Source organism: Chryseobacterium sp. AG363, assembly GCF_003610675.1.
Lineage (GTDB): Bacteria > Bacteroidota > Bacteroidia > Flavobacteriales > Weeksellaceae > Chryseobacterium > Chryseobacterium cucumeris.
The window spans coordinates 13,912-35,581 of the sequence record NZ_RAQF01000008.1 but is presented as its reverse complement, the minus strand read 5'-3'; the positions used below and the strand labels follow the sequence as shown (position 1 = coordinate 35,581).

The 21,670-nt window shown below is 35.7% G+C and carries 20 protein-coding genes and 1 tRNA gene; 8 read left to right on the top strand and 13 right to left on the bottom strand.

The genetic code is table 11. The features are described from left to right. Positions 1-45 precede the first annotated feature (45 nt). The 3 genes from DEU39_RS22890 to DEU39_RS22880 all read right to left on the bottom strand — a co-directional run bounded on the left by DEU39_RS22890 (position 46) and on the right by DEU39_RS22880 (position 5,888). Positions 46-423, bottom strand: a complete 378-nt coding sequence (locus DEU39_RS22890) for a hypothetical protein (protein WP_062675432.1) — start codon at positions 421-423, stop codon at positions 46-48. A gap of 69 nt (positions 424-492) precedes the next feature. Then, on the bottom strand, positions 493-963 hold the full coding sequence (locus DEU39_RS22885; RefSeq protein WP_002984446.1) for an Lrp/AsnC family transcriptional regulator: 471 nt from the start codon (positions 961-963) through the stop codon (positions 493-495). A 134-nt stretch (positions 964-1,097) separates the two neighbouring features. Next, complete coding sequence (locus tag DEU39_RS22880; protein ID WP_120233492.1) at positions 1,098-5,888, bottom strand: translocation/assembly module TamB; 4,791 nt, start codon at positions 5,886-5,888, stop codon at positions 1,098-1,100. A 4-nt stretch (positions 5,889-5,892) separates the two neighbouring features. Here DEU39_RS22880 and tsaD point away from each other — a divergent pair, with 4 nt between their 5' ends. Genes tsaD through DEU39_RS22865 form a run of 3 tightly spaced genes read left to right on the top strand, consistent with a single transcriptional unit; the run spans position 5,893 to position 7,993 of the window. Next, positions 5,893-6,909 (top strand): tRNA (adenosine(37)-N6)-threonylcarbamoyltransferase complex transferase subunit TsaD, encoded by a 1,017-nt coding sequence (gene tsaD, locus DEU39_RS22875; RefSeq protein WP_120233491.1) that lies wholly within the window; start codon positions 5,893-5,895, stop codon positions 6,907-6,909. Further along, entirely contained in the window at positions 6,906-7,301 is a 396-nt protein-coding gene (locus DEU39_RS22870; RefSeq protein ID WP_062675435.1) for a hypothetical protein, read from the top strand. Before tsaD ends, DEU39_RS22870 begins: the two co-directional genes overlap by 4 nt. Beyond that, on the top strand, positions 7,298-7,993 hold the full coding sequence (locus DEU39_RS22865) for an RsmE family RNA methyltransferase (RefSeq protein ID WP_062675436.1): 696 nt from the start codon (positions 7,298-7,300) through the stop codon (positions 7,991-7,993). Before DEU39_RS22870 ends, DEU39_RS22865 begins: the two co-directional genes overlap by 4 nt. Before the next feature lie 48 nt (positions 7,994-8,041). On the opposite strand, the gene DEU39_RS22860 is transcribed toward DEU39_RS22865, so the two are convergent. Then, positions 8,042-8,722: a TrmH family RNA methyltransferase gene (locus tag DEU39_RS22860; RefSeq protein ID WP_114820739.1), complete on the bottom strand. Its 681-nt coding sequence runs from the start codon at positions 8,720-8,722 to the stop codon at positions 8,042-8,044. Between the two features lie 160 nt (positions 8,723-8,882). Here DEU39_RS22860 and DEU39_RS22855 point away from each other — a divergent pair, with 160 nt between their 5' ends. From DEU39_RS22855 to DEU39_RS22840, 4 genes are all read left to right on the top strand, one after another. Then, positions 8,883-9,899, top strand: coding sequence for an asparaginase (locus DEU39_RS22855; protein ID WP_062675438.1), 1,017 nt, complete (start codon positions 8,883-8,885; stop codon positions 9,897-9,899). A gap of 55 nt (positions 9,900-9,954) precedes the next feature. Further along, positions 9,955-10,041 (top strand) — tRNA-Ser (locus DEU39_RS22850). Between the two features lie 177 nt (positions 10,042-10,218). Continuing rightward, positions 10,219-10,635: a hypothetical protein gene (locus DEU39_RS22845; RefSeq protein WP_047428034.1), complete on the top strand. Its 417-nt coding sequence runs from the start codon at positions 10,219-10,221 to the stop codon at positions 10,633-10,635. Positions 10,636-11,049: 414 nt separating this feature from the next. Further along, positions 11,050-11,844 (top strand): DUF2490 domain-containing protein, encoded by a 795-nt coding sequence (locus DEU39_RS22840; protein WP_183037466.1) that lies wholly within the window; start codon positions 11,050-11,052, stop codon positions 11,842-11,844. A 121-nt stretch (positions 11,845-11,965) separates the two neighbouring features. On the opposite strand, the gene DEU39_RS22835 is transcribed toward DEU39_RS22840, so the two are convergent. From DEU39_RS22835 to map, 3 genes are all read right to left on the bottom strand, one after another. Further along, positions 11,966-12,661, bottom strand: coding sequence for a hypothetical protein (locus DEU39_RS22835; RefSeq protein ID WP_120233489.1), 696 nt, complete (start codon positions 12,659-12,661; stop codon positions 11,966-11,968). Positions 12,662-13,264: 603 nt separating this feature from the next. Beyond that, positions 13,265-14,797, bottom strand: coding sequence for a M20/M25/M40 family metallo-hydrolase (locus DEU39_RS22830; protein WP_120233488.1), 1,533 nt, complete (start codon positions 14,795-14,797; stop codon positions 13,265-13,267). A 386-nt stretch (positions 14,798-15,183) separates the two neighbouring features. After that, the gene (gene map, locus DEU39_RS22820; RefSeq protein WP_120233486.1) at positions 15,184-15,948 is read right to left on the bottom strand and encodes a type I methionyl aminopeptidase; all 765 of its coding nucleotides are present in this window, start codon (positions 15,946-15,948) and stop codon (positions 15,184-15,186) included. Positions 15,949-16,587: 639 nt separating this feature from the next. Here map and DEU39_RS22815 point away from each other — a divergent pair. Next, complete coding sequence (locus tag DEU39_RS22815; RefSeq protein ID WP_120233485.1) at positions 16,588-16,998, top strand: helix-turn-helix domain-containing protein; 411 nt, start codon at positions 16,588-16,590, stop codon at positions 16,996-16,998. 124 nt (positions 16,999-17,122) lie between these two features. On the opposite strand, the gene DEU39_RS22810 is transcribed toward DEU39_RS22815, so the two are convergent. From DEU39_RS22810 to DEU39_RS22785, 6 genes are all read right to left on the bottom strand, one after another. Next, entirely contained in the window at positions 17,123-17,752 is a 630-nt protein-coding gene (locus tag DEU39_RS22810; protein ID WP_120233484.1) for a hypothetical protein, read from the bottom strand. Between the two features lie 355 nt (positions 17,753-18,107). Continuing rightward, positions 18,108-18,653 carry a hypothetical protein gene (locus DEU39_RS22805; protein ID WP_120233483.1) on the bottom strand — a complete coding sequence of 182 codons (546 nt, stop codon included), beginning with the start codon at positions 18,651-18,653 and terminating at the stop codon, positions 18,108-18,110. A 5-nt stretch (positions 18,654-18,658) separates the two neighbouring features. Further along, complete coding sequence (locus DEU39_RS22800; RefSeq protein ID WP_147367641.1) at positions 18,659-19,429, bottom strand: hypothetical protein; 771 nt, start codon at positions 19,427-19,429, stop codon at positions 18,659-18,661. Positions 19,430-19,724: 295 nt separating this feature from the next. Then, the gene (locus DEU39_RS22795; RefSeq protein WP_120233481.1) at positions 19,725-20,186 is read right to left on the bottom strand and encodes a hypothetical protein; all 462 of its coding nucleotides are present in this window, start codon (positions 20,184-20,186) and stop codon (positions 19,725-19,727) included. A 193-nt stretch (positions 20,187-20,379) separates the two neighbouring features. Continuing rightward, positions 20,380-20,841, bottom strand: a complete 462-nt coding sequence (locus DEU39_RS22790; RefSeq protein ID WP_120233480.1) for a hypothetical protein — start codon at positions 20,839-20,841, stop codon at positions 20,380-20,382. 10 nt (positions 20,842-20,851) lie between these two features. After that, positions 20,852-21,670: hypothetical protein (locus DEU39_RS22785; protein WP_183037465.1), on the bottom strand; the 819-nt coding region annotated here is incomplete at its 5' end.

The window sequence follows — 21,670 nt, the reverse complement described above, 5'->3', positions numbered from 1 at the left end:
AAATTAAATTTAAAAGCGGTTTGTTATTTTATTGTATTTGAAACTTTATTTAAAAAACTTCCATTTCGGGATAATGGCAAGCATTCCGAACCCCGTAAACAGGAAAAGATTGGTAACATCCGTATACAAAAATGTAGACAGATAATAATTATGCATAAAGAAATGCAGCACCAGTAACGCCGGAAACATAAAGATTCCTACTTTCCTGTAAAAGAACATCAGTACCAGCCCAATCATCATCAGTACATCAATAGAAAAAATCACATAGAAGTACCACCTCGGAATCTGAAGATATTCATGCTGCAGATATTCATCTACATCGATACCAAGCCCCATTATAGTAAACAACATCAAGGCAGCAAATGCCAGAATGAATCCCCATCCTTTCTTTGGGTCTTCGTCAAAATAGCTGTATTCTTCCATACCTACAAAAATAAAGAACTTATGAGAGATTTCATAAGTTCTTTTATAATTATTCGTTTAAAATTTGACTTACACAGAGATTGCGTTGATCAGTCTGTTTTTGTCACTTAAGAATTCCTCCATAGAGATCATACTTTCAGTTCTCATTACATCCTGAATGTCGTCAATCTGGTAAATAATTCTTTTAGCATCATCAGTATTCTTAGCTCTTACTTTACAGAAAATATTATATTTTCCTGAAATAACGCTAGCCTCGATTACGTTGGGGATTGTTGACAATTCTTTCAATACTTCCTGAGTACGGTTTGATTTTGTCAAAAGGATACCTATGAAAGCTGTAAAGTGATAATCAAGCTTACCATAATCGATGTTAAGAGATGATCCCAAAATAATACCTGCATCTTCCATCTTTTTCACTCTTACGTGAATTGTTCCAGCAGAAACATCCATCTGCTTTGCAATTTCAGTAAAAGGCATTCTTGTGTTTTCTACTAAGAAATCAAGAATCTTCTTGTCTATTTCGTCCAGTTGATAGTTCATATTAGTTAAATTACAATTTCTTTAAAAAATCTATGTATTTTTTGCAAATTTACAAAAAATAATTTAACTAAAAAATATATATCAAATATTAACAATAATTAACACAGATGATAAAAATCATTAAAATATTCTAATTATTTACCTTGCGATTTTATAGAATCTGTTTTTATTTCACCTTTTGCATCTGGAGTTTTTTTGTCTTTTTTCTTCTTTTTAAACAAAGAATTGAAGCTTTTACTCCACACTACCCCTCCGCCATAGGCTTGATTAGCAGAACCGTTTGTACTCACCATTCCGATGTTTGTAGGCTTGGAATAAGCACGTATAACCAATGAACCGTCATTCTTCTTAGATAAATCGTACTCTACTGACCCTTCCGTAGAAAGGTAATTGTTTTGGGCTCCATCTGTTTTTGATAACGGAATACCCAAACCAGTCTTGATATTGACTCTCGGGGAAAGGGCTACACTTACTCCCGCATTGGCTCTGTCTCCATAATTCGAATTCTGATCTCCTTTCACATAATTAAGGTCAATCTGAAATTCGTTACTCATTGTATTAAGAACAGATCCCAACTGCTTCAGAAGTATATTATATCCTGAGGATTCCGCTACATTTCCTACATTTACATCGAATCCACCAGTGTTGGATACGTTAAAGGTACTCAATAACAATACAGATCCGAACTGAAGAACCTTCTCTCCTTCCTGGCTCATTTTCGCGGCAAGGGTTTCTCTTACCTGGCTGGATACGTCCATTGCAGTTACATTAAGATCAATCTGAGGGTCTACTAACGACTGGGTAATATGGGCTTGCAGCAAAATACTTATAGGCTGTAGTTTCCCCATACTAAGATATTCTCCTGCATTGGAAACCATTCTTATATAATTGGCATTAATATCCAACGCAGGTTTCATAGCATCCCCATCCCATCTGATACTACTGTTTCTTTCAATCTGGAATGTTTTATTAAGAATGGCTTTAGAGACAAATGTTCCGTTATCTACTTTATAGGTACCGCTCATGGCAATATTACCCTGTCTGTTCATATGAAACCTCAATGGATCAGCAGATCCTTTTACGGTAATATTTCCCACATCGTCTCCTACGAGTACGTTTACAGTAGTTCCTTTATCTACAGCCAGGTTGAAATCAATATTCATGTTGGCTCCTGTTTTTTTCTTTTCTTCCAGTGTGATCAGACCGTCTTTTCCTTCTTTCAGGAATCTGAGCATTTTAAATTCCTCTACATTGGAAGTGGAGCTGGAATTAAAGGTAAAGGTACTTCCATTAAGTGCCTTCATATTAGGAGTTGTTATGCTTAATCCTGAAACCGGTCCGTCCACGTACAGATCTCCCTGTCCGTAAACTCTTCCCCAGAACAGGTCAAAATCTTTCTGTGTGGTATTCAGCATCAATAGATTATCTGCTCTCATTACGAGAGATACCCCCATTGAAGAAAGGGTTTCAAACTGAATCGCCCCGGAAACATTCCCTTTGGAATTGGTTCTTCCGTCGTGTACTTCAATATTATTGAGGATAGCAAGCCCTTTGGTAAGCTGAATTACGGTATCATCAAATGCATAATCTACTCCGGTAAACAGAAGCTTTAATCCAAAATCTTTTAAAGCAATATCTCCACTATAATCAAGGTTGTTAAGCTTTCCATTGATTTTAAGATCTCCTGTTGCTTTTCCACGAAGGTTTCCAAAAATAGTCTGCACAAACTGCTGCGTAAATGCCAAGTCAAAATCACGCATTTCTGCTGTAAGATCAATAATCGGCGAAGAAGTATTATTATTAACCGTTCCTGTAAGGTTAAGGCTGTTGTTTCCAAGTACTCCGGCAGAGTGAACTTTTACATCAATATCATACACATTCAGTGAGAATCCATTGGTGGCAGAAATAGAGATATCTCCCATATCATTGCCATTCATCTTAATATCATCAATGTTAAGATCAACCAGCGGCTGAAGAGTACTTTTATCCATTTTGATCTTAACACTTCCGTTGGCAAGACCTTTAATATCCATAGTATTCCCTCCGGACTGCATTTCCAGAAGTTTTTCTACTGCAAAGTCATTAATATCTGCATCTACATAAAAATCTTTCGCAGACTTAAACTGGGCTTCCTTAATAAACAAAGCACTTTTATCGGAATAAACTCTCAGATTTCTGATATCAAAATCTCCTGTTTTCTTTCTGTAGGTAATGGAGTGATCCAATTCGGGGCTTGTATCTATTGCCCACGTAACTTCATTGAATTTTACCTCGGTAGGTTCAAACCTGAATACATAATCTCCGGCTGCATCGGTAGACTGATCCACATTGATGGCGTATTCCTTAAGCTTTTCATTAATCTCATCATCAGGACTTCCATGCTTAAATACAGTGGCTAAATGAAGTGTATTTCCGTTTTCATTATTCCCTTTAAGCTCAAAATCTTTGATCACATTTTTATTATAAATGACTCTGTTGATCTTAGCGTACAATTGCTGGTTAAGGTCTCCCGTGTTAATTCTAACTTTAACACTATCCACCATCGCACTATCTCTGCTGAGATTCTTACGGTCATTAATTTTATAATCAGGATTTGAAGATGCCAGCGCCTGATCAGCGTCTGTAATCTCTTCCTCCTTAGTCATAATATATTTTAAAGAGGCTGCATCAAGATTCAGAATCAGATTGTTTGAGTTTCCATCATACTCCCCTTCTACAAGAGCTCCTTGTGGCAATCTCAATTCGGGTAAAAAATAATTGATCAATCCTTGCTGAACATCAAACTTCAGCGCAAAATTCTGTCCCCGGTATAATTTTCTTGGCGGCGGACCCACTAATATTTTTCCAACTCCATTTTCTACCATACCTGCAAGGTCTGCAAGACTGTATTTTCCTGAAATTTTTCCTGTGGCAGCTCCCGGAGCATCTACATCAATAACACGACCACCTGCTTCAATAAACGTTTTTAACTTGGCATTCGGAATATTATATTTTTGAGTAGCTGAAGCAAAGTGAAGGTTATTGGCATTCACATCTAAAGTAAGATCGTTGATAGAAGACATGGCCATTTTTCCGTCAACCTGACCACTTACCACCTGAGTCCCGGGCTTGTTGGTAAAGTAATTCATGTTCAGGTAAGTGACGTCCGCATTAACATCCATAGCAATCCTCGGAGTACTGAAATCGATCAATCCTTTGACTGTAGCTTTTGCCTGTTCATCATTAACAGTGATGAGTCCGTTATATTTTTTATGATCCAATAAACCATCCAGATACAGATTATTGATCGTTTTATCCATAATTTCAATACTTGCAATCTGAGATTTCGTGGTCAGACGCATGGTATTGACATCAAAACTTTGCCCGTTAAGATCAAATTTACCAGAAATTAAGCCTACCGATTTATTCTTAGTGATGACTGAGGTATTGAGATCTTTTACATCAAGATAACCGGAATATTTTGGCATTGCAGTGCTGTAGCCTGTCAGGGTAAGTTTCGAAATTTTCGCCTGCCCGATTCCTGTCATTAAATTACCATTATCCACATAAATCTGATCAGGATTCACTTTAGCCGTTCCATTGTATTTCAGTTTTCCGAAATCATCTGCAAAGTTCTTCATCTTTTTGGAGATGAATGAAGGCATCATTGCTTTTAAATCCTTGTAGGTAAAATCTGTGGAAAGCTCTTTTGTTTCAATAGCAAAATGACCTTTAAGCAGATTGTCTACCTTCATCGTTTTGGTAGCAATATTGACGTCAGGATTTCTGATCAGAAAATTTTCCAGATGAAATTTATTCAAAGGACCAGTCATAACCCCTGAAAGATTGAAAGGTTTGATATTATCCCAGTTGGTAACAAAATAACTGATGTCATATCCGCTTAGCTGGCTTCCCTGCTGAATATTCATATCCCAGCGTACCTTGTCTGCAAAATCTGCCCAGGATCCGTCGTGAAGATTAAATTTGATATCTCCCTGAAGTAAGGTATGATCTGTATTCAGGGTAAGGTCTTTTAATGACAAAAACTGCTTCGTTAGAGACAGTTCTGTTGAAAAAGTATCTACAAAATGAGATTTCCCCCATCTTGAAGTTACAAATGACATATTATTGATTAACGCCGAAACATTCGGGCCGTTAACTTTTACGTTCGGTGCTTTTAAGTTGAATTTTGTTGCGGTAAGCCATTTCCCTTGTTCTCCGGGAGAGTTTTCATTAACAATGGAAACTTTAGAATCAATGATCTGAATTCTGGAATTCAGTTGAAAAGGAGGTTTCTTGGGATCTCTTTTCTTCCCGTTGTCGAAGAGGTCAACAAATCTTACAAAATTGGATATACTGTCGCCTTTATAAGTAATTACTTTTACATCGGCATTCACCAGAGCCAGAGAGTTAAAACTTAAAGAATTGCTGCTTCCTGAGATGGCATTTACCGCAAGAGATATCCAATCTGAATCTGCACGAAATTCACGCGCCGTAATAAAATTAAATCCTTTATAATCTTTTACTTTTAGCCCTTTTATCGTGACATCACCGAAGTAATTCACATCTACACTTTCTGTAGAAAAATCAGATTTAAAATCATTGTTAACAAGTTTGAGAGCCTGATCAGCTGCCCATTTTTTCGTAACCGGAAGATTGATGGCAACAAGGATTCCACCTACAAGGAAAATCCCCAGCCAAAAGAGAATCAAGAGAAGTTTTGCCCACCAGGTATAGCTGGTAACATCCTTTACAGCCTGTTTCCCAAATTCTTCAGCTGTTTCCACAGGATGATGCAGAGCATCCGAAGCAAGCTCAGAGGCTTCCTTCACTGTTTCCCGTACTTTCCCCTCTACATTTTCAACAGTTTTCTGTACCTGATCCCCAAGGTTTTCAGCTACTGATTTTTTATTCTCATTCTCGTTATTATTCTCTAACTTTGCCATTATTATGAGCGACTCTATAATTTTAGGTATTGAATCGTCCTGTGACGACACCTCAGCAGCTATCATCAAGGGAAATTCTATTCTTTCAAACATTGCCGCGAACCAGGCCATCCACAAAGAATATGGCGGCGTTGTCCCTGAATTGGCTTCACGAGCCCATCAGCAAAATATTATCCCCGTTGTTGAAAAATCTTTTTCTAAAGCAAATATACAACAAAATGCTATCTCTGCTATAGGATTTACTCGCGGACCGGGACTTTTAGGATCTCTTCTTGTAGGAACATCATTTGCTAAGTCTTTGGCTATGAGCCTGAATGTACCTTTAATTGAAGTAAATCACCTTCAAGCCCACATTCTGGCCCATTTCATCGAAGATGCAAATCCTGTGCCGCCTACTTTTCCGTTTTTATGCCTTACCGTAAGCGGCGGACATACTATGATTGTATTGGTAAAAGACTATTTTGACATGGAAATCATCGGGAAAACCATAGATGATGCAGCGGGAGAAGCTTTTGATAAAATCGGAAAGATTTTTAACCTTGATTACCCTGCAGGACCCATCATCGACAGATTGGCCAAAGAAGGAAATCCTGATGCTTTTACATTCAACAAACCGAAGCTTGAAAACTACGATTATTCTTTCAGCGGTATTAAAACTTCCGTGCTGTATTTCATTCAGAAAGAAGTCAGAAAAAATCCGGATTTCATTAAGGAAAATCTTAATGACCTTTGTGCTTCCGTACAAAAATCAATTATTGAAATTCTGATGAATAAGCTTGAAAAAGCAGCCAAAGATCTCAATGTAAATCAGGTGGCTATTGCAGGAGGTGTATCTGCTAATTCTGCACTTAGAAAAGCAATGGAAGACAATAAAGAAAGACTGGGATGGAGTATTTATATTCCAAAATTTGAATATACAACAGACAATGCAGCCATGATCGCTATGGTGGCAAAACTGAAGTTTGAGCGAGGAGAATTTACAGATTTAAGAACTTCCGCAACCGCAAAATACGATTTATGAAAATACTCTTAGAAGAAAAAGTACTGGGAACACATTCTAAAAAGAACTCAAAATATTACTGGGTATTGGAAACTATCACAGGAAGACATGAGGGCTCAGAAACTTTTTCAGAGTTTAACGGAGAAAGTTCTGAGACAGGTTATATTCAGGATATCAAAGAAGAAGTTTTAAAATTAATTAATTCTGAACATCTTTTTAGTTTTCCCTATACTCCAAAAGAAGGAGATTATTTATCCATCAAAAATAATTTGAGAAAACAGGAATATTTAAATCTGATTTTCATTAATAATGTATGGATAGAAGAAATATACATGTGTTCTTACCGGGAATGTGATACAGACATATATACAACCATCAAAACAGGAGTAGCATTTATAAATCAGGATATATGAAACTATTCTACGGAGACATCAACGGAAATAAAGTTTTAATCAACGACGAAGAACAGCAGCATATCGTAAAAGTTCTTCGCATGAGAGATGGAGAAGATATTCATGTGACGGATGGAAAAGGAAAACTTGCTTCCGGAAAACTTATAATAGAAGGCAAGAAAGCCGGAATTGAAGTTTCTGAGATCAAAGAAAATCTGCCGGAATTCAATCCAAAACTTCATATTGCGATTGCCCCTACCAAGAATATTGACAGAATCGAATTCTTTGTGGAAAAAGCAGTGGAAATGGGTATCTCAGAAATAAGCATTATTATCACTGAAAAAACAGAGCGTAAAAACATCAACATCGATAAAATCAGGAAACAAGCGATCGCAGCATCCAAGCAAAGCCTGAGATTTCATTTTCCGTTGATCAATGAAGCTCTAAAGCTAGGTGATTTTCTGAAAAATATTGATCCGGAACATACTTTTGTAGCACACTGCCATGAAAATCTGGAAAGAATTGATCTTAAAAACATTCCTCAACTGCAGCAGCTTACATTTTTAATAGGCCCTGAAGGCGATTTTTCCGAAAAGGAGATTGCATTTCTGGCAGAAAATAAGATAAAAGCAGTATCTCTCGGAAATCAGAGACTCAGAACAGAAACAGCTGGCGTTTTTGTTGCAGCCTGGAATTATTACAATATGATATAAATACAAAACGAGAAGACACTAAACCTTCTCGTTTTTATTTTTGACTCCTTATTTCCAGTCAATATTATTCTCTTTCAGGTATTTTTCAAAAATCTGCTGCCCGCTTCTTATTGAATTCACTGCCCAAAGGATTTGCATCCTTAAAAGTTTTTCTTCATTCAGTTTATAATCAATCCCAGACTTTATCAGCTTTTGTTTCAGTTCGTACATACAAATGGAAGCCGCTACAGAAACATTGAAGCTTCTTGTAAAGCCATACATCGGGATGGCCAGTGTTTCATCGGCAAAATCTAAAATCTCCTGGGAAACTCCCTCCATTTCAGTTCCAAAAACCAAAGCAATGGGTTCTGTTATTTCATACTCAGGTAACATTTTAGCATTCTTTTCCAGCGAAACAACCACTATTTTATATCCCCGGTCTTTAATATTCTGGAAAGATTCCATATTTCGGGGAAGTTTTTCTACCTCAACCCAGGTATCAGCTCCTTTTGTTACACGAAGATTGGGTTCAAAACTGTATTCTTCCTGCAAAGCCACTACTTTATGGAAACCACAGGCTTCCACAGAACGCACAATGGCTGCTGCATTTCTAAACTGATAGATATCTTCTACCACCGGAAGGACAAAGTCTGAACTTTCCTGAGAAAAATGTTCAATTTTCTCGAGTCTTTCTTCAGTTAAAAACTGTTTTAAATATTCAAAGGTTTGCGCTAAATCTTTCATCCGCATTTAGTTATTTTTTTCAATAGCCCTATGAAACATCAGTCATTTTCATTTTATTTTTATAAAATTTCATGATAAGCGTTTCATTCATTTTCAAATCTTTGCAAATTAACGTAATTTTGACCTATGAACCCTAATCTGGGGCCAATTCTTAATAAATTAGTACATGAAGCGAAAAGTCCTGCTCATCTATACCGGTGGAACCATCGGAATGGAAAAAGATTATGAAACCGGAAGTCTCCGTGCCTTTGATTTTGGAAATATATTCGAAAAGATGCCTGAAATGAGGCTTATGGAATGCGAAGTCTTTGTACATCCTTTCGCCAAACCATTGGATTCCTCGGATATGGGACCTGAAGAATGGAGGGTGATCGCTAATTATATTCAAAAAAATTATGATGAATACGACGGTTTTCTGATCCTTCACGGAACAGACACGATGTCTTATACCGCTTCAGCACTAAGTTTCATGCTAAAAGGATTAAGAAAGCCTGTCATCATGACAGGATCTCAGCTTCCGATTGGTGATCTGAGGACGGATGCCAAGGAAAATCTTCTGACCAGCCTTTATTACGCCAGCCTTTATGAAAATGATGAAGCAGTCATTCAGGAGGTTGCCATTTACTTTGAGTATAAATTATTAAGAGGAAACAGAACGCTGAAATATTCTGCTGAGTATTTTGATGCCTATTCAAGCCCGAATTACCCTATTTTGGGACAGTCTGGAGTTCATTTGAATATTATTAAAGATAACCTTTTCCGTTGTGATCCTGAGGTAGAGTTTCACGTGGATGAACATATTTCCGAAGATATTTTATTCTGGAGAATTTTTCCGGGCATGCATCTGAGCCACTTCAGGGAAATTCCTAAAATGAAGGTTCTTATTCTTCAGGTTTTTGGTTCGGGAACTATTTTCAGCAGTGCAAAAACTCAGGAAACGCTTCAGGAAATCCGGGATAACGGAACTGAAATTGTGGTGGTAAGTCAGTGTATTTCAGGAGGTATCTCATTCGGAAAGTATGAAAACAGTAATATTTTCTCCAGAATCGGAGCAATCAGCGGAAGAGATATGACAGCGGAAACAGCGATTACCAAAGCCATGCACTTAATTGATAATCCAAGTTACTCCGGAAGCTTTGCCGATAACTTCACCAGAAGTCTTTGTGGAGAAATTACAGATTAATTTGTAAGAATAATTTGGATATTCCAGAAAATACACTATTTTTGCAATCTCAAAAAGAGAGGTGTCCGAGTGGTTGAAGGAGCTACCCTGGAAAGGTAGTATACGGGTAACTGTATCGAGGGTTCGAATCCCTTCCTCTCTGCAAGAAACCAAAACCTGTGCTAATGATTAGCACAGGTTTTTTTATGCCTAAAATTTTGGTACCTTTTCTCGTAGGTATTTATACTCACTCTAATAATTGGTCATTTATACTCTACTGCAGGTGCCTTGTTCTTCGTTACTTTGAAATACAATCTAATCACCTAAAAAACAAATCAATATGACATCAACAAGTGTAAATGCAAATTCTTCAGGTCAGTTAGTACTTGGAAACGGAGCACAATTCTGGGTGTATCTTTCCCCACAAAATGATACTTCTAAAATGATTTCTACATGGCGTGTAACTTTTTCACAGGGAGACTGGAGCGACTTCATCTCAAGTGAAAATCCTACCAAACAGATTCAGACTCCCAATCTTTCCGGGATCTTTGAAATCAGAGTAGAATTATTAAGCGGATCTACCGGTACCTGGCGCCAGATTCCACCTCAGGCCGGAAGTCATAATGAAATAGGCTGTAACTCCAACTGTGCTTCAATGGTAGGAATTGTTGCAGACAGTACAAATCCTCCTATCGGAGCTATTAATGCCCATTTCTGGACCACATGGGATGCTATGTGCGGAGTAAGACAGAACTAACAGATAAGTCAACCAGTCCATAAAACCAAATTGCCACAATATATAGATATTGTGGCAACTTATTTTTACAACTATACACTACAATATCAAATATTTACGTAATCATTTGATCAATGAGAGAGAGAGATTTCCTCAAATTACTAACAAGTTATACACATTTTATCCACAATTACAATACAGTTCTAAAAACTTAATCTTTAGAAAGTTTTATTCCTAAATCTATCCTAAATCAGGCCTTTACTTTGTCTTGTTTTTAAACAGTATTAAAAGATTTTGAATAAACATTCTATGAACAAAGCCTCTAATTTTGGTATTATAAAGTATTCTCTCTGCGTATCAACAGCATTCTTATCCGTCTCATGGTTTCGCAGTTATTTAAAATTAACAGTAAAACAATTATTCACCCTATTGAGCATGAAGAAATTTTTTGCAGGATTATTTTTATTGGGATGTTTAGGAACATCGATCAAAGCGCAGATCAGTCCACCTGGACTGGGAGATGCCAACAATGCATTCTGGGGAGCCTTCGGAGTGAAGCGACAACTCGACTCTTTGGGTAAAAAACAGGCTTTGAGCTACATAGCCATCGGGAGAAAAAGCAGTCCGGATGATCATAATCTGTTTTCGAAGCAGGCGATCATTGTTTTAAATCATGAAGTTTATCATTCCTTTGCGCCACACCAGCAATATAGTTATGCATTAAGTTACCGACGTCAGCCACAGTATGAAAGTACAGCTCCTTATGATAAAGAAAGTACGGAACAGGAATTCAGAATTTACGGAAGATATGCCTATACTTTTGATCTCGGCAGGAAATGGAAACTTAAAAGTACCATACGCCAGGAATTCAGGAAATTTTTTGATGCAGACTTTTATCAAGTCGAAGAGGATTTTCAGTTGAGAACACGGATCAAGAATCAGCTCACCTATAATTTATCTCCAAAAAACAATCAGAAACTGGCCTTGAGTGCAGAAGCCCTGTTTTCTATAAGCCATCTCAATGAGCCGGATTCTGAATGGAGTTCGTTTGGATATCGTGAAATGCGTATTGCGGCGTACTATATGTTTACAATTCCGAACTCTCCTTTTACTGTAGACATAGGATATATGGACGATCTGATCGGAGACAGCAGAAGTATTCATCATGGTGGCGTTCATTATCTGGCAGCCGACCTGGTATGGAATATTCCTTATAAAAAAAACAAGTAATACACATAAGCAAGTATTCACACAATTGCAATACAAAATCCCGATCATTACTGACCGGGATTTTTGGTTGAAAACATAAGTTTTCCGCAATATAATTAAGTATGAATGTTTGGTGTAAAATTTAGTTGCACAAAGTCAGAAACTGACGGCTCAACTGCACATTGAATTTGGCTTCCGCTCTTGAGCGTGCATAAATAGTCTGTTTAAAAGCATGCACAGTTTTTAATTTCTGGTCTATAAACTCTGCAATCTGAACAACAGAAAAAAGAAAATCCCTGTATACCGCCATATCAACGGTCTGTCCATAATAGGGAAGATAAGCTTTTAAAAATGGAATGGCTTTCTGATGACGGTTGTAGCTGATACAATACCCTACTCCTTCCATTGAGGTAATAATACTGTAATTATTAATATAGTCCTGAATATTTTTACTTCCATCAAGAGCATGAGCATTTTTTGAACAAAACTTATTGATCTTATCCAGAATATGCTGGGCATACTCCATCATGGAGATATTTTTAAATTCAAATACCTGATTCATTCCGCTGGATGGGGAAATTCCGTTTTCACTATCAATACAGAAAGAGATTCCTATTTTTTCATGATAGGGGAAAAAACAGTCTTTCACTTCAATGGAAGCATCGGGCTTTAGCATGTCATCTGCAAAGTTATAATACACATAGGGGCGATAAAGCTCTGCAAGCGCTTTCAGATAATCTGTTTCGCTGGTATTATGATATTCTTCAAACCATTTTTCAAGGTTATCGTAATAATTACTTTCAAAGTCGTTAAAGTTTAAGTAAAATGGCAATTCCATAGCTCTGTAATTTTGATATGACAAAGCTATATGTGTAATGCGACAAAACTTGACGTAATATATTTTTTTGTAAAAAGATTTTTGTCAATGGTCAATTTTTGCTTCGCAAAGTCAATGGTCAATCATAATTAACGCTAAAGTTCGCAAGGTTTATTGATATACAGAATTTATCAGTTCGCAAAGGCTCTCCGTTCAACAAAAGACCTTAGTGTGTACATTGCTGAGTGAAACGCCTTCGAGATCGTTTTTTATAATAAAATATCGTAGTGGACTTTGTGTTAAAATCTATGTAAGTGTATCAAAAACTTGACGCAATATATTTTTTGTAAAAAGATTTTTGTCAATGGTCAATTTTTGCTTCGCAAAGTCAATGGTCAATCATAATTAACGCTAAAGTTCGCAAGGTTTATTGATATACAGAATTTATCAGTTCGCAAAGGCTCTCCGTTCAACAAAAGACCTTAGTGTGTACATTGCTGAGTGAAACGCCTCTGCGGTCGAAAAAAAAGTAAACATCATAAAAACTTTGCGAACACCACGTTTAATTACATACGAGCTTATAAAATTCACAAGCACAGCGATTTGACCATTCACCATTGACATTTATTTATCATAATTCTTCATAATGTACTCAAAGTAGTGGATCATTTTCAGATAGTTTTCAATACTAAGATATTCATTGGTACTGTGAATACTCTGCTGCTCGGCACTGTTGATCTTAATCGGCATGAACCTGTAGACGTTTTTGCTTACAATTTCATATTTACCGGCATCGGTTCCAGCCATAGTAAGATAAGGGGTAACAATGGCTCCTGGATGAATTTCTTTCACTCCGGCTTCTATCATTTTAAAAGCTCTTGTATTGGTTGGGGAAATAGCAGAAGCTTCTCTTGTATTATCAATTTCTTCTACCTCAACATCAAAACCTTCAGTCGATTTAGCAATATGATCTCTTACATCTTTCACCGAATTTCCGGGAAGTAATCTGAAATTAACCACAAATTCCACTTCTGGAGAAAGGACGTTAGTTCCATCACTTCCTTTCATCATCGTTAAAGCTGTTGTGGTTCTCACCAAAGCATTGGTTGTATTATTTTTGGTAAGCTGGGAAATCAGTACCGGTTTTAAAAGCCATTGATTCGCCAGTGCCATTCTTGTGGCAAAAGTCATTTCACCTCCGATATTCGTAAAAAATTCTTTGATTAAAGGGGTAATAACAGGTTTCATCTGGTGATCTTCCAGACGCTGCATGATAACAGCAGCTTTTCCGATTGCACTTTCCATAGGAGGCATAGAAGAATGTCCACCCAGCCCTTTTACTTTGATTTTTGCAGAAAGAAACCCTTTTTCAGCACATCCTACTACGGCAACGTCTGTATCAATTCCGGCTACATTTCCTTTTCTCATAATCAATCCCCCTTCGTCATAGACCGCATCGAACTTCAATCCTTTTTTCTTAAAATAATCGGCAATCTGAATCGCTCCTTTTTTTCCGCCTACTTCTTCATCAAAACCGAAAGCCAGATAAATATCACGCTGTGGAATCTGTTTGTTTTTAATCATAGAATTCATGGATTCCATCAAGGAAAAAAGCATTCCCTTCATATCTATGGCACCTCTTCCGTAGATTCTTCCGTTGGCAACAGCTCCTGAAAAGGGGGCAAATTCCCAATCTTCTGCTACTTTTGAAACGGGTTCTAAAGGTTTATCATCCGGACGGAATACTTTTGGATCATTATTTTTTATATCAGCATCTCCGGGAGGAACTACGTCCATATGGGATAGGAATAAAATAGGCTCCAGCGAAGAATTGCTTCCTTTAAGTCTGAACACCAGTCCATATTGGTTGACCTCAACATTTTCTGTATTCTGATAGACTAACGGATAAGATGTTTTTAAATAGGTTTTGAACTGTTCAAACGGTGCATAATCAAATTCACCCAAACTTCCTGTAGAAACGGTGGGTACTTTTATTCCTCCTGAAAGTCTCATCACTGCAGAATCATTTTTTATGGGTTTCCAGCCCTCGCCTGCCCCGATATTATTTTTTTTAAACGGATAGGTGTAGGTTTTGATCAATACGACAGCAGCCAGAATGACAACGATTCCCAAAAGGATTAAAAGAATTTTTTTCATAGCGGATAGTTTGTGAAGTGATTTTATTCTATAAATATAACAAAGTATTTTATGCCCAACAATATAAAGTCTGGCTTTTTCATCAGTGGAACATTTACTGCAGATTTTTCGGAGTATAGATAACGAAGCGTTTTTTTATTGTAACGCACAGCTTTCTATTCTTACAACTAAATATAAGGGAACAGAGCTGCAATCAACAAGTTAATTGGATGGAGCTTGGTGATTATAGTAACGCTGTTAGTTTGTTTTTAACGCAAAGGCACAAAGTTTTTACTGCTGATGTATATGTAAGGTGCAAAAAGATCAAAGATTTTCAGCAGGGAATTCCAATAACATTCTTTTCTCTTAAAAATGATGATGATGATTTTCGCACCGGTGCGGTTCTTTTAATTCAGGATTTCGTTCATTTCGGTTAAAATGATAGGTTTTCCATCTGTGATTACGATGGTATGTTCGTGCTGGGCCATATAACCGCCTTTATTGCCTACCATGGTCCAGCCGTCTTTTAATTCTACAGCGATATTGGACTCGGTGGAAATAAATGTTTCAATAGCCACCACAGAGTTTTTCTTGAAACGTCTGGAATCATAGCGGTTTCTGTAGTTCAGCAATTCGTCAGGCTGTTCGTGTAAGCTTCTCCCTACGCCATGGCCTGCAAGATTCTTAATAACTTTAAGACCTCTCTTCTTTGCTTCTGTTTCCATTAACAATCCTATGTCTGCTATTTTCACACCGCCTTTGATATTGTCGATAGCTTTTCTTAAAATATCTTTGGAGGCCTCCACCAATTTTTGATGTCCGTGAATATCTTCTCCGATCACAAAAGAACCTCCGTTGTCTGCCCAATATCCGTCCAGTTCTGCAGAAACATCAATATTGATCAGATCGCCTTCTTTCAAGATCCTCTGATCTGTTGGAATCCCATGGCAGAACTCGTTGTCTACACTGATACACGTCCATCCTGGAAATCCATACGTAAGATAAGGTGCTGATTTTGCTCCGAAACCTTCCAATATTCTGGCTCCATATTCGTCCAGATCTTTGGTGGTCATGCCGGGTTCGGCGTAATCCATCATCTTCTTCAGCGTATAGGCAACAGCTTCACTTACTTTTTGCATTCCGAGCATCTGATCTTCGTTGGTGATTGACATCGTTTTGTTTTGATTGTTATTGAGAACTACAAAGTTAGGAAATTTAAATATTACCGTATGCCCTGTTTCCAATCCTTACATCCATTTATTGAAAATATAGTGATTACCCCCTTCACCAACCCCCTCTACCCCCTTGGGTAAGGGGGGAGATCCAGTTATATAAGGGGCTAAAGGGTGTTCATTAAAGGTCTCCAGCCACTTTGATAAGTGGATAAAGGCTCTTATGGAACGGTCTGGAGACTGTTATGGAAGGGGTTACAGGCTGTTCCGAAGGGGCTGAAGGGGGTTCCATAACGGTCTCCAGCTACTTGAATAAAAGGCTATAGGGACTTATGAAAACAGTTGAGACGGTTGTAAAGTAGTGATGCCTATTTGATAAAGTGTCCGGAGATACTTACAATAGTATCTGAAGGCATTTCTTAAGTGGTTGGAGACCGTTTACGAAATGGTTACAGCAAATTAATGAGCCACTGCAGACACTTACTGGAGTGACTGAAAACACTTCCGAAGCTGCTGGAGACCGTTTATAAACCGGTTGCCGACACTTTACTACGTATGACCGGAATATTTTACCGGATATTTTTTAACCTTTACTTTACAGAATGTATTATCTTTGAATCTTCACAAATTGATTAAAGAATGGACCACAAAATACATCAGGGAAGAAATGTAAAGCGTTTCAGAGAAATGCTGGGAATAAAGCAGGAAGCATTGGCTTTGGACTTAGGTGAAGACTGGAACCAAAAAAAGATCTCTTTACTTGAACAAAAAGAAACCATTGAAAACCAACTGCTGGAAAAAATATCCGAAGTACTGAAAATCCCCGTAGAAGCTTTTCAGAACTTTGATGAGGAGCAAGCTGTGAATATTATTTCTAACACATTTAATATTGATAAAGATGCTTACATAGGAAATTCCAAACCTACTTTTAACATCAATCCTATTGATAAAATTGTTCAGCTTCACGAAGAAAAAATCGCGTTGTATGAGCGTATGCTGAAGGAAAAGGATGAAATGATGAGCAGACTGGAAAAGCTGCTTGATAAGTAAGAGAGTTTATAAAAAATACACTTTTAATAGAACGAAAAACCACTGCTGTGCAGTGGTTTTGTTTATTTGTGGGTACGAGCGGGACACTCGCGCCAGCGGAGAAGCATTACCAATTAACAGTTTTCTATACATATCTATTATTTCTAAAAATCTTCAATAAGATTGGTAAAAGACCTGCTGAAACAATTAAGAACAATCCTAAATTTGATATATTCAGTTTATTAGGAAACATTACCATTAGCATTAGCCATGTTAACATTATTCCAATCATTATATAACCATATATCTTAGCTAATTTAGTATTATACCAATTGTATTCAACAATCAGATTATCGCTTCTTTTTTTATTCTGTAAAGTAATTATTTCAATTAAATCTTCTTTAAAATCCAAATAATTTCCACTGTCTTTTTTAGGAATATTTAAAAAAATTTTATAAGACTTAAAGATTAATCTACATCCATAATATTTTTCAGTTTCACTAAAATTATAATTACGAATATCTATTATATCAATTTTTTTATTGTTAAAAAAAATATAATCATTATCCAAAATTATATTATATGTAATTATACAATTATTTTTAATTATCATAAAGCTAAAAGCTGTTAATATAAAAAGTACAATCGCAGGAAAAATCTTTGGATTATAATAAAGAGAAGTTAATATACTTAACAATACTACTAAAACAAAAGCAAAAGACACAAACAATATCAGTCTTTTTATTGAAAAATTTTTAATTTTATATTTTTTCATTTAATTTTTTTATAGGTACCAAACTGTAGATTCCCTGCTCTCCAAAGTCTCCCGACTTTGGAGTATATTGTAAAAGATTGCTTTTATTATTGGCTCAAAGTCAGGAGACTTTGCCCAGCTGAGTATCTGTCACTTCAAAAGCTCCTTCATTGTTTTTTGCAAAACTTATCCTACTATTTTCCAGATGATCTCTATACTGTAAATATAACGGTTTCTCTACAATAGAGAGTAAAAGCCACTGCAAAAACAGTGGCTTTTATTCTTACCTGCCACACGAAAGGATTCGTGCAGGAGCGGGGAAAAACCAATATTCTAATTTATTACCAACATGTTTGGAACATTACCGACTATTAACTTAACTAATCGTTAAATCCGGTAATTTGAAATCATTCCGATAACTAATGATTAAGGCATCTCCACCTAATCCTTTTATACAGCTAAAATTTGCATAGTGATTAATTAATAATTTTTCATTCCCTATATCATGAAATTTATTCTTTTTTTGAAAAGTGATATAATCAAAAAAATTAAAATTTTCAGTAGGAATAAAAAAAGTGCAACTGTAAAAATATTTCCAAACATCAAAAATAAAGTTATACGTATACTCATTTATCTTAATTCTGCCAACACTATCAAAACGAGCATTATCCAGTTCTTTCAGTACAATATATTCTCCATAATTTTCAAAATTTTCAAGTATCTTAACTTTAAGTTTTTTAAGCTCTTCCTTATCAGTTAAGTTTTCTTCTCTTCGAAAAGCAAAAAAAAGAGTATTACTATCTGAAAATAGACATTCATATATTTTTTTTAAACGAATTAAATCCTCTGACATATCTAAATCAAAATCTTCAATAGAAAGAAGATTTATATTTTTATTCAAAATACTATTATTAATTTCCATTCATATTATTTTATAGGTTGTCCCCAACGAAATGGATTTAAACTTCTATGAGGAGAATTAGTATAACCCCAATAATTTGTATGAAAATGTAGAGTATTACCTTTATTTAATGATGGTAATCCATGATAATCTAATCTAAATTTATTGTTTGTTGATGAAACATATGAAAATATTGTTCCACCACCAACACTAGGATTAGAATATAAAAACTCTACTTTTCCAATTTTAAATCCATATCCTCCTCTAATTCCAAAAGGATTTATTTGAGATGCTTCTTTTAATATTATTGCTTCAGCAGCTTTTTCTGTTAAATAACCTGCACCATATGAGTAATCATTTGCTGTATAATTAGGAATATTACGAGTAACATCTATTAAGCTACTAACTGTTTTTACCGTTCCATAAGCTCCTAAAGTAAAAGTATTAGCTAGTCCATTCCAGTAACTTTCTCCAAAAAATTGTCCTTTAATATAATTCCAAGATGACTGAGCACCTCCAACAAATCCATCAAAATAACTATCACTTAAAGTTTTATTTTCAAGCTTCATCATATGATTAACCATTTCCTGAGCTGTATTGGCATCTCCTAAAGCACCGCCTGTCCACCAGCTCATATATCCGTTATTAACTTTAAGCGAAAAGTCTTCTCCATTTTGAAAAGAATCCATCAAGTCTGCATACGCTCTTGTTTTGCCAAATGGGATGTAGCCACCGCCACCATTTCCTTCTCCAAAGCCACCCGTTTTAAAGAATTTAGGACGATACTGATCACTCATATGATGGTAGTTATAAAAGTCTTCCATCTCACTTACCCACCTACCTTCAGAATTATAAGATCCCATACCATCCGGGGATTTCTATACCGGTAAATATATTGGTTTCTCTACAATAGAGAGTAAAAGCCACTGCAAAAACAGTGGCTTTTTGGTTTATTCACCGACACCAGCGAGACGCTCGAATCAGTGGGCGGATTTATTCCTGTTTTTAAAATTGGAGTATTGAAAACCAACATTCCAATTTATTGCCAACATGTTTAAAATATTCCACTTTTCGAACACTAATCAAGTACAATTATTTTTTTTCTTTAAACCAATTTTCTATTTCACTTTGTAAAGAAGCAGGCTTTTTTGTTTGTTCTGTTTGGGGATTTTTTCTTCTTTCTTCAAATATTTTTTTTCTATTATAGTTCCCCACAATAAATGTGAATGAGGCAGAAATAATAATGTATGCTATTATTAAGACACCACCTTTTTTATCTTTTTGAAAATTATAGTTCAAAAATTTTTGGGCTCTAACAAATAAAAGATGATTGAGAATGCCAGTTAATAATATGCCAAATACAATATATTTAATCGATGGAATTAATTGTATATTATAAAAAAAACCTACCAACCCTGTTAAAGTTATTACATTAATACTTATAAGTGTTGTACTCACTGCTGTAGCACTAAATAATGCTTCAAATTTATTTTCATTCTGCTTATCTTTATAATATCTATAAATTCTAAATAATAAATAATAATATGCTTTCATGTTTAAATTTTAATTTTCTCCTGGTTTTGTGAATACTGATCTACCAGTTGAATATTCAGATAAAATTTCCTTTTGAATTAAGCAAGACTAATAGAAACTCTTGAGTAAAAAAATAATTACTGATTGTATGCTTTGTATTAAAATTAGGGTATTGAGTCCAATACTCTAATTTTAAATAATATATAGAATATTCTTAGTTATTCTTTTCCACCCATTTTACAATATCTCCTATTAAAGATTTTCCGGGTTCTATTTGTTCTATAGAAAGGTTTCTTCTTCTTTCCTCGAATATTTTTTTACGATTAATATTGGAAATAATAATAAGTGATATGCCTAATAAAATCATATATATAATAATATAAACCCCTCCTTTTTTATCCTTTTGAAAACCATAATTCAAAAATTTCTCATCCCTGATAAAAAAATAATAATTAATGAAACCAGTAATTACCATAAACAAAACCATGTAAAGTTTATTTGTAACAACAGTTACTAAATTGAAATAGTTTGCAATAATGTATACTCCAATTAAGTGAAAACTTAGAATTAGTGAACTAACAATGATAACACTAAACAAGGCTTCAAATTCACTTTCATTACGTTTATCCTTGAAATATTTATAAATTCTAAATAAAAAATAATAGTACACTTTCATTATCTAAATTTTAATTTTCTCCTGGTTTTGGGAATACTGATCTACCAGTTGAATACTCATATAAAAATTTTCCTCCAAAATAGATAAGGCTTACAGGAGCTCCCCAAGGAGTAAAACCAATAGCTCCCATAGCTAAGTCAACGCTTGCTTCAAGTCCAGTAATTTGCCCTGTACCAAACTGAATAAGAGTTACTCCCATTCCTATACCTCCAACAACTTTCCCTGCTATTGAATAAGCAGAAGTTGCTTTTCCAGCAGCTGCATATCCGTTTCTAAAACCTTGTACTCCTCTTATAAATTTGCCATTAGCCCCCTTTTCTAAAAGTTGAGTGGATTTAATAATACCTTTTGCATCTACCCAATGATACTTACTGTAAATACTTTTTTCTAAAGCGTAATATGTAATTGCTCCTGCAGTCATTGTATTTCCTATATGTCCCCAATCAAAATCTTTCTGAGGTTGTAAATAATAGGAAGGTGTCCTGATTTCAGAGCAGCTGCCTTCAGAAATTTTTGCTTTATGTATTATTCCAAGATGTATATCTGAATAGATGTCGTTAGCCATTCTATAGGCATCTTGGGTAGCAGTACCTGTATACCATGTTATTTCAGTATCACCGAAGCTAAGTCCAGACATAGATCCTCCATTTTTGAAATAATTGAACATACTAACAGCATATTTTCCTGTAAAGGAATAACCGCCACCGCCGCCATTTCCTTCTCCAAAACCATCCGTTTTAAAGGATTTAGGACGATACTGATCACTCATATGATGGTAGTTATAAAAGCCTTCCATCTCACTTACCCACCTACCTTCAGAATTATAAGA

What these genes read in the sequence shown, in the direction of transcription:
- DEU39_RS22840 (WP_183037466.1), top strand. Translation starts at nt 11,050, where the DNA reads ATGAAGAAATTTTTTGCAGGATTATTTTTATTGGGATGTTTAGGAACA.
- DEU39_RS22815 (WP_120233485.1), top strand. Translation starts at nt 16,588, where the DNA reads ATGGACCACAAAATACATCAGGGAAGAAATGTAAAGCGTTTCAGAGAA.
- DEU39_RS22880 (WP_120233492.1), bottom strand. Translation starts at nt 5,888, where the DNA reads ATGGCAAAGTTAGAGAATAATAACGAGAATGAGAATAAAAAATCAGTA.
- DEU39_RS22865 (WP_062675436.1), top strand. Translation starts at nt 7,298, where the DNA reads ATGAAACTATTCTACGGAGACATCAACGGAAATAAAGTTTTAATCAAC.
- DEU39_RS22805 (WP_120233483.1), bottom strand. Translation starts at nt 18,653, where the DNA reads ATGGAAATTAATAATAGTATTTTGAATAAAAATATAAATCTTCTTTCT.
- map (WP_120233486.1), bottom strand. Translation starts at nt 15,948, where the DNA reads ATGTCAATCACCAACGAAGATCAGATGCTCGGAATGCAAAAAGTAAGT.
- DEU39_RS22845 (WP_047428034.1), top strand. Translation starts at nt 10,219, where the DNA reads ATGACATCAACAAGTGTAAATGCAAATTCTTCAGGTCAGTTAGTACTT.
- tsaD (WP_120233491.1), top strand. Translation starts at nt 5,893, where the DNA reads ATGAGCGACTCTATAATTTTAGGTATTGAATCGTCCTGTGACGACACC.
- DEU39_RS22890 (WP_062675432.1), bottom strand. Translation starts at nt 423, where the DNA reads ATGGAAGAATACAGCTATTTTGACGAAGACCCAAAGAAAGGATGGGGA.
- DEU39_RS22835 (WP_120233489.1), bottom strand. Translation starts at nt 12,661, where the DNA reads ATGGAATTGCCATTTTACTTAAACTTTAACGACTTTGAAAGTAATTAT.
- DEU39_RS22860 (WP_114820739.1), bottom strand. Translation starts at nt 8,722, where the DNA reads ATGCGGATGAAAGATTTAGCGCAAACCTTTGAATATTTAAAACAGTTT.
- DEU39_RS22855 (WP_062675438.1), top strand. Translation starts at nt 8,883, where the DNA reads ATGAAGCGAAAAGTCCTGCTCATCTATACCGGTGGAACCATCGGAATG.
- DEU39_RS22790 (WP_120233480.1), bottom strand. Translation starts at nt 20,841, where the DNA reads ATGAAAGTGTACTATTATTTTTTATTTAGAATTTATAAATATTTCAAG.
- DEU39_RS22800 (WP_147367641.1), bottom strand. Translation starts at nt 19,429, where the DNA reads ATGAGTGATCAGTATCGTCCTAAATTCTTTAAAACGGGTGGCTTTGGA.
- DEU39_RS22830 (WP_120233488.1), bottom strand. Translation starts at nt 14,797, where the DNA reads ATGAAAAAAATTCTTTTAATCCTTTTGGGAATCGTTGTCATTCTGGCT.
- DEU39_RS22810 (WP_120233484.1), bottom strand. Translation starts at nt 17,752, where the DNA reads ATGAAAAAATATAAAATTAAAAATTTTTCAATAAAAAGACTGATATTG.
- DEU39_RS22795 (WP_120233481.1), bottom strand. Translation starts at nt 20,186, where the DNA reads ATGAAAGCATATTATTATTTATTATTTAGAATTTATAGATATTATAAA.
- DEU39_RS22885 (WP_002984446.1), bottom strand. Translation starts at nt 963, where the DNA reads ATGAACTATCAACTGGACGAAATAGACAAGAAGATTCTTGATTTCTTA.
- DEU39_RS22870 (WP_062675435.1), top strand. Translation starts at nt 6,906, where the DNA reads ATGAAAATACTCTTAGAAGAAAAAGTACTGGGAACACATTCTAAAAAG.